At 73.7% G+C, this 5,166-nt stretch carries 5 protein-coding genes and 1 pseudogene; 4 read left to right on the top strand and 2 right to left on the bottom strand.

The window, feature by feature from the left end; all coding sequences use genetic code 11:
* From ABD329_RS47215 to ABD329_RS47200, 4 genes and pseudogenes are all read left to right on the top strand, one after another.
* Nucleotides 1-347: pseudogene (locus tag ABD329_RS47215) on the top strand (flavodoxin-dependent (E)-4-hydroxy-3-methylbut-2-enyl-diphosphate synthase); the annotation flags it as partial.
* A 127-nt stretch (nt 348-474) separates the two neighbouring features.
* Entirely contained in the window at nt 475-1,320 is an 846-nt protein-coding gene (locus tag ABD329_RS47210) for a GNAT family N-acetyltransferase (protein ID WP_198278555.1), read from the top strand.
* A 25-nt stretch (nt 1,321-1,345) separates the two neighbouring features.
* Nucleotides 1,346-1,915 (top strand): GNAT family N-acetyltransferase, encoded by a 570-nt coding sequence (locus ABD329_RS47205; protein ID WP_198278556.1) that lies wholly within the window; start codon nt 1,346-1,348, stop codon nt 1,913-1,915.
* 163 nt (nt 1,916-2,078) lie between these two features.
* Entirely contained in the window at nt 2,079-3,797 is a 1,719-nt protein-coding gene (locus ABD329_RS47200; protein WP_198278557.1) for a proline--tRNA ligase, read from the top strand.
* Between the two features lie 110 nt (nt 3,798-3,907).
* Here the strand turns inward: ABD329_RS47200 and ABD329_RS47195 are convergent, their stop codons facing one another.
* Nucleotides 3,908-4,852 (bottom strand): aminoglycoside phosphotransferase family protein, encoded by a 945-nt coding sequence (locus tag ABD329_RS47195; protein WP_198278558.1) that lies wholly within the window; start codon nt 4,850-4,852, stop codon nt 3,908-3,910.
* Between the two features lie 31 nt (nt 4,853-4,883).
* On the bottom strand, nt 4,884-5,166 hold a 283-nt coding region (locus ABD329_RS47190; protein WP_344318183.1), incomplete at its 5' end, for a DUF4439 domain-containing protein.

The following is a 5,166-nucleotide window of genomic DNA, read 5'->3' as shown; positions in this document are numbered from 1 at the left end:
GGCAGCGGCGGTTGGAGATCGTCTCGTGTCCGTCGTGCGGTCGGGCGCAGGTGGATGTGTACAAGCTCGCGGATGAGGTCACGGCCGGTCTGGAGGGCATGGAGGTCCCGCTGCGGGTGGCGGTCATGGGGTGTGTCGTCAACGGTCCGGGCGAGGCCCGCGAGGCGGACCTGGGCGTCGCCTCCGGCAATGGCAAGGGGCAGATCTTCGTCAAGGGCGAGGTCATCAAGACCGTGCCGGAGTCGAAGATCGTGGAGACCCTGATCGACGAGGCCATGAAGATCGCCGAGCAGATGGAGAAGGACGGCATCGCCTCCGGCGCACCCGAGGTCTCGGTCAGCGGCTGAAGCGCCCACGGAGAGGCGCACAGGGCCCCTGGAAAGCCAGTGAGGGGCCCTCTTGGCCTGCGCGGTAGAGTCTGGAGAATCGACATCCCCGGCCCGCGGGCCCGCACCACGTGAGGCAGACCGACACGTGCTGACCACGTCCACCACCAGGGTCCTCGAGCCCCATGAGCTCGACGCGGCCCTTGCGGTGCTCGACCGCGACCCCGTCTCGAACGCCTTTGTGGCCGCCCGCGTCCAGGTCGCCGGCCTGGACCCGTGGCGGCTCGGCGGCGAGATGTGGGGCTGGTACTCCGGCGGGCGGCTGGAGTCGCTCTGCTACGCCGGGGCCAACCTCGTGCCCATCTGCGCCACCCCCGAGGCCGTACGCGGCTTCGCCGAGCGCGCCCGCCGGGCGGGCCGCCGCTGCTCCTCGATCGTCGGCCCCGCCGAGACCACCGCCGGGCTGTGGTCCCTGCTGGAGCCCAGCTGGGGCCCGGCCCGTGAGGTCCGCGCCCGTCAGCCGCTGATGGTCACCAGCTCGATGCCCGCCGACGTCCCGCCCGATCCGCTGGTGCGCCGCGTCCGTAAGGACGAGATGGACGTGATCATGCCGGCGTGCGTGGCGATGTTCACCGAGGAGGTCGGCGTCTCGCCGCTCGCGGGGGACGGCGGGCTGCTCTACCAGGCGCGGGTCGCCGAGCTCGTCACCGCGGGGCGTTCCTTCGCCCGGGTCGAGGACGGCCGGGTGGTGTTCAAGGCCGAGATCGGCGCGGCCACCCCGCACGCCTGCCAGATCCAGGGCGTATGGGTGGCCCCCGAGTACCGCGGCCGCGGCCTGTCCGAGACCGGTATGGCGGCCGTGCTGCGCTACGCGCTGAGCGAGGTCGCCCCGGTGGTGAGCCTGTACGTCAACGACTTCAACACCGCGGCCCGCGCCGCGTACCGCCGGGTCGGCTTCCGGGAAGTCGGCGCGTTCATGAGTGTGCTGTTCTGATCGACGGGCCAGTAGGGTGCCGCCCATGCTGCATCTCCCCGGGGGGCGGACCCCGGAACCCGAAGACGTCGTCGTCGGGTCGCTCGACCTCGCCGCGCGCGTGGACGAAGCGCTCGACGTCCAGGCCGTCGCCTTCGGGCTGACGGACGAGGAGGTCGGCGTACGACGCCACATCGTGCTGCGCCACCTCAAGAGCCCCGGCGCCCGCGCGCTCGGCGCGACCACGCCCTCCGGACGGCTCGTCGGCTTCGTCTACGGCATGCCCAACAACCGCACCCACTGGTGGTCCACGGTCGTCCAGCCGTATCTGCGCGCGGCCGGGCACGAGGACTGGCTGGACGACTCGTTCGTCATCACCGAGCTGCACGTCCACCCCGAGTACCAGCACCGCGGTATCGGCCGGCGGCTGATCACGACCATCACGGACGGCGCCGACGAGCCGCGCTCGATCCTGTCCGCGATCGACACCGAGAGCCCGGCCCGCGCGCTCTACCGCTCGCTGGGCTACCGCGACCTCGCCCGCCCCGTGCTCTTCCCGAGCGCCCCGAGCCCGTACGCCGTGATGGGAGCCCCCCTGCCGCTGCGCCGCGACTAGGCGCTCCGCTGGAAGTGCCGCGATGCGGCGCCGGCCGCTGATGTCACAGGCGCGAAGATCCACCGGAGAGGGCCTGGCGCCGTCGCGGAGCCTTACGCATTTCCGGGAAACCAGCCCGTGCGGCTAACCTCCTGAACATCCCATCGCACGCAGGAGAGACCCCATGGCCCACGCCGTCAACGTCCAGCGCATGTCCACGATGATGCTGAAGACGCTGCGCGAAGACCCGGCGGACGCCGAGACCGCCAGCCACAAGCTGCTCGTCCGCGCCGGGTACGTCCGACGCGCCGCCGCGGGCGTCTGGACCTGGCTGCCGATCGGCAAGAAGGTCCTGGAGAACGTCTCGCGGATCGTCCGCGAGGAGATGGACGCCATCGGCGCCCAAGAGGTCCTCCTGCCCGCGCTGCTGCCGCGCGAGCCGTACGAGACGAGCGGCCGCTGGGACGAGTACGGGGATCTGCTCTTCCGGATCAAGGACCGTAAGGGCGCGGACTACCTCCTCGGCCCGACCCACGAGGAGATCTTCACCCTGACGGTCAAGGACCAGTGCACGTCCTACAAGGACCTGCCGGTCATGCTCTACCAGATCCAGACCAAGTACCGGGACGAGGCCCGCCCCCGCTCCGGTGTGCTGCGCGGGCGCGAGTTCCTGATGAAGGACTCGTACTCCTTCGACACCACCGACGAGGGCCTCGCCGAGGCCTACCGGCTGCACCGCGAGGCGTACCAGCGGATCTTCCAGCGCCTCGGCCTGGACTACCGCATCGTCTCCGCGGTCTCCGGCGCGATGGGCGGCTCGGCCTCCGAGGAGTTCCTGGCCCCGGCGGCGGCCGGCGAGGACACCTTCGTCGACTGCCCGAACTGCGACTACGCCGCGAACACCGAGGCGGTCACGGTGACCGTGCCGCCGGTCGAGGGCGCCGCGCACGGCCCCCTCGAGGAGCTGGACACCCCCGACACCCCGACCATCGAGTCCCTCGCCGAGTACCTCGGCGTCCCGGCCTCCGCCACCCTGAAGAACCTCCTGGTCAAGGTCGACGGCGAGATCACCGCGGTGGGCGTCCCCGGCGACCGCGAGGTGGACCTGGGCAAGCTGGGCGAGCACCTGGCCCCGGCCGTCGTCGAGCTCGTCACGGCCGAGGACTTCGAGGGCCGTCCCGAGCTGGTGCGCGGCTACGTCGGCCCGCAGGGCCTGGCGGGCAAGTCCTTCCGCTACATCGCCGACCCGCGGATCGCCCCCGGCACCGCCTGGGTGACCGGCGCCAACAAGGCCGACACCCACGCGCGCAACGTGGTCTGCGGCCGTGACTTCGAGGTCGACGAGTACCTGGACGTCGTCGTGGTCGAGCCGGGAGACCCCTGCCCCCGCTGTGGTGCGGGCATCGAGCTGGACCGGGCGATCGAGATCGGCCACATCTTCCAGCTCGGCCGCAAGTACGCCGACGCCTTCCAGCTCGATGTCCTCGGCCAGAACGGCAAGCCGGCCCGGGTCACGATGGGCTCGTACGGCATCGGCGTCTCCCGTGCCGTCGCCGCCCTCGCCGAGCAGACCCACGACGAGTCCGGGCTCTGCTGGCCCCGCGAGGTCGCCCCGGCCGACGTCCACATCGTCGCGGCGGGCAAGGCCCTCCAGACCGAGATGGCCCTGGACCTCGCGGAGAAGCTGGGCGCGGCGGGCCTGCGCGTCATGGTCGACGACCGCGCCGGTGTCTCCCCGGGCGTGAAGTTCACCGACTCCGAGCTGATCGGCGTCCCGACCATCCTGGTGGTGGGCCGCGGCGCGAAGGACGGCGTCGTCGAGCTGAAGGACCGCCGTACGGGCGAGCGCGAGGACCTCCCCATCGACGAGGCCATCGCCCGCCTCACGGCCGCCACCGACTGACGGCCACGGCGGCGCCGGGGGCGCGGCGCCGGGCGGCGAAGCCCGCGCCCCGCCCCCCACGCCGCGTAGGCGCGGGACGAAGGCCGCACCCGGCCGGTCCGGGTACCCCGTCAGAGCCAGCCCGCGAACTCCAGCAGCAGCTCCGCGCGCCGGTGATCGCCCGCCGCCGCGTGGCGCAGGCCCGTCTCGACGGCGCGGTAGAGGGACCAGCCGCGCACCCGGTCGCGGTCGACGTCCAGGGAGTCCGCCAGCTTGGCGACCCGGCGGCGCGCGGCCGCGGCGGGGCCGGGGCCCGCGGCCAGGTCCTCACAGCGGTCGAGCACCAGCCGCGCCAGGTCGTACGCGCGCTCGCCCACGACCGGCGCCGGACCCACCGCGAGCCAGGGCGCGCGCTCCCCGGCCAGCACCTTCCCCTGCCGGAAGGCGCCGTGCAGCAGCACCTCCTCGGGCGGTTCGGCGGGCAGCGCGGCCCGCAGCTCCAGCGCCTCGTCGACGAGCGGGCGGGCGTCCGCCGCCCAGCCTCCGGTGCCGAGCACCCGCAGGATCTCGCGCTCCTCCTCGGTACGTCCGGTGACCGACGCGAACGGATGCCCCTCGGGCGGCGGCACCCACAGCCGCCGCACCGTGCCGGCCGCCTCGAGCAGCGCCTTCGGCTCGGGCAGCGAGCGCAGCGACACCGCGCCGTGCAACCGCTCGAGCAGCAGCGCACCGGTGTCCGGGTCGGCGCGCAGCAGCCGGGCCGCGCCCCAGCCGTTCCAGTGCGCGAGGGCGGCCCGCTCACGGTCCGCGTCCGGGCCGGGGACCGGGAACTTCAGCGCCGCCGGGGTGCCGTCCGCCTGCCGTACGAGTGCGACGAGCCCGTGCCGCCCCCCGGGTGTCGCGACCCGCTCCAGGGTCAGCTCCCAGGCCGCCAGGCGGCGCTCGGCCGTCCCGGGAAGGGCGTCCAGCCAGCTCCGCACGGCGCTCGCGGGGTCGTCGCTCAGCGCGTCCAGAAGCCGCTTCGGCACGGGGACGCGGTCCGTATCGCGGCCGTCGGGCCGTGGTGCCGATGCCATGCCTGAGCTGTCCCCTCCACCATCAATGACGTCACACCCCGTCCGACCCACCGCTCGGCGACGCCGACGGAGTGGCCGGTGCGGCGCGTTCGGTGAGCCCAGGGAAGGCTACGCCGCCGCCCCGCCAGCGCACCGCCCGGACCGCCGCCTCCCGCAGCGCGCCCGCCGCCTGGCGGCGCAGGGATCCGGTCGAGGCCCGTACGAGGTCGGCGTAGACGGCGGCGACCCGGTTCTCCAGCTCGGCCGCGAGCCGCACCGCGGCGGGCGCGTCCGGCACCTCGAAGGGCAGGGCGTAGGCGGGCGCCGCGCTGGTG

Source organism: Streptomyces javensis (assembly GCF_039525925.1).
In the GTDB taxonomy this organism is placed as follows: Bacteria; Actinomycetota; Actinomycetes; order Streptomycetales; family Streptomycetaceae; genus Streptomyces; species Streptomyces asiaticus.
The sequence above is the reverse complement of the archived record's forward strand: the minus strand, read 5'-3'. Positions and strand labels throughout refer to the sequence as shown.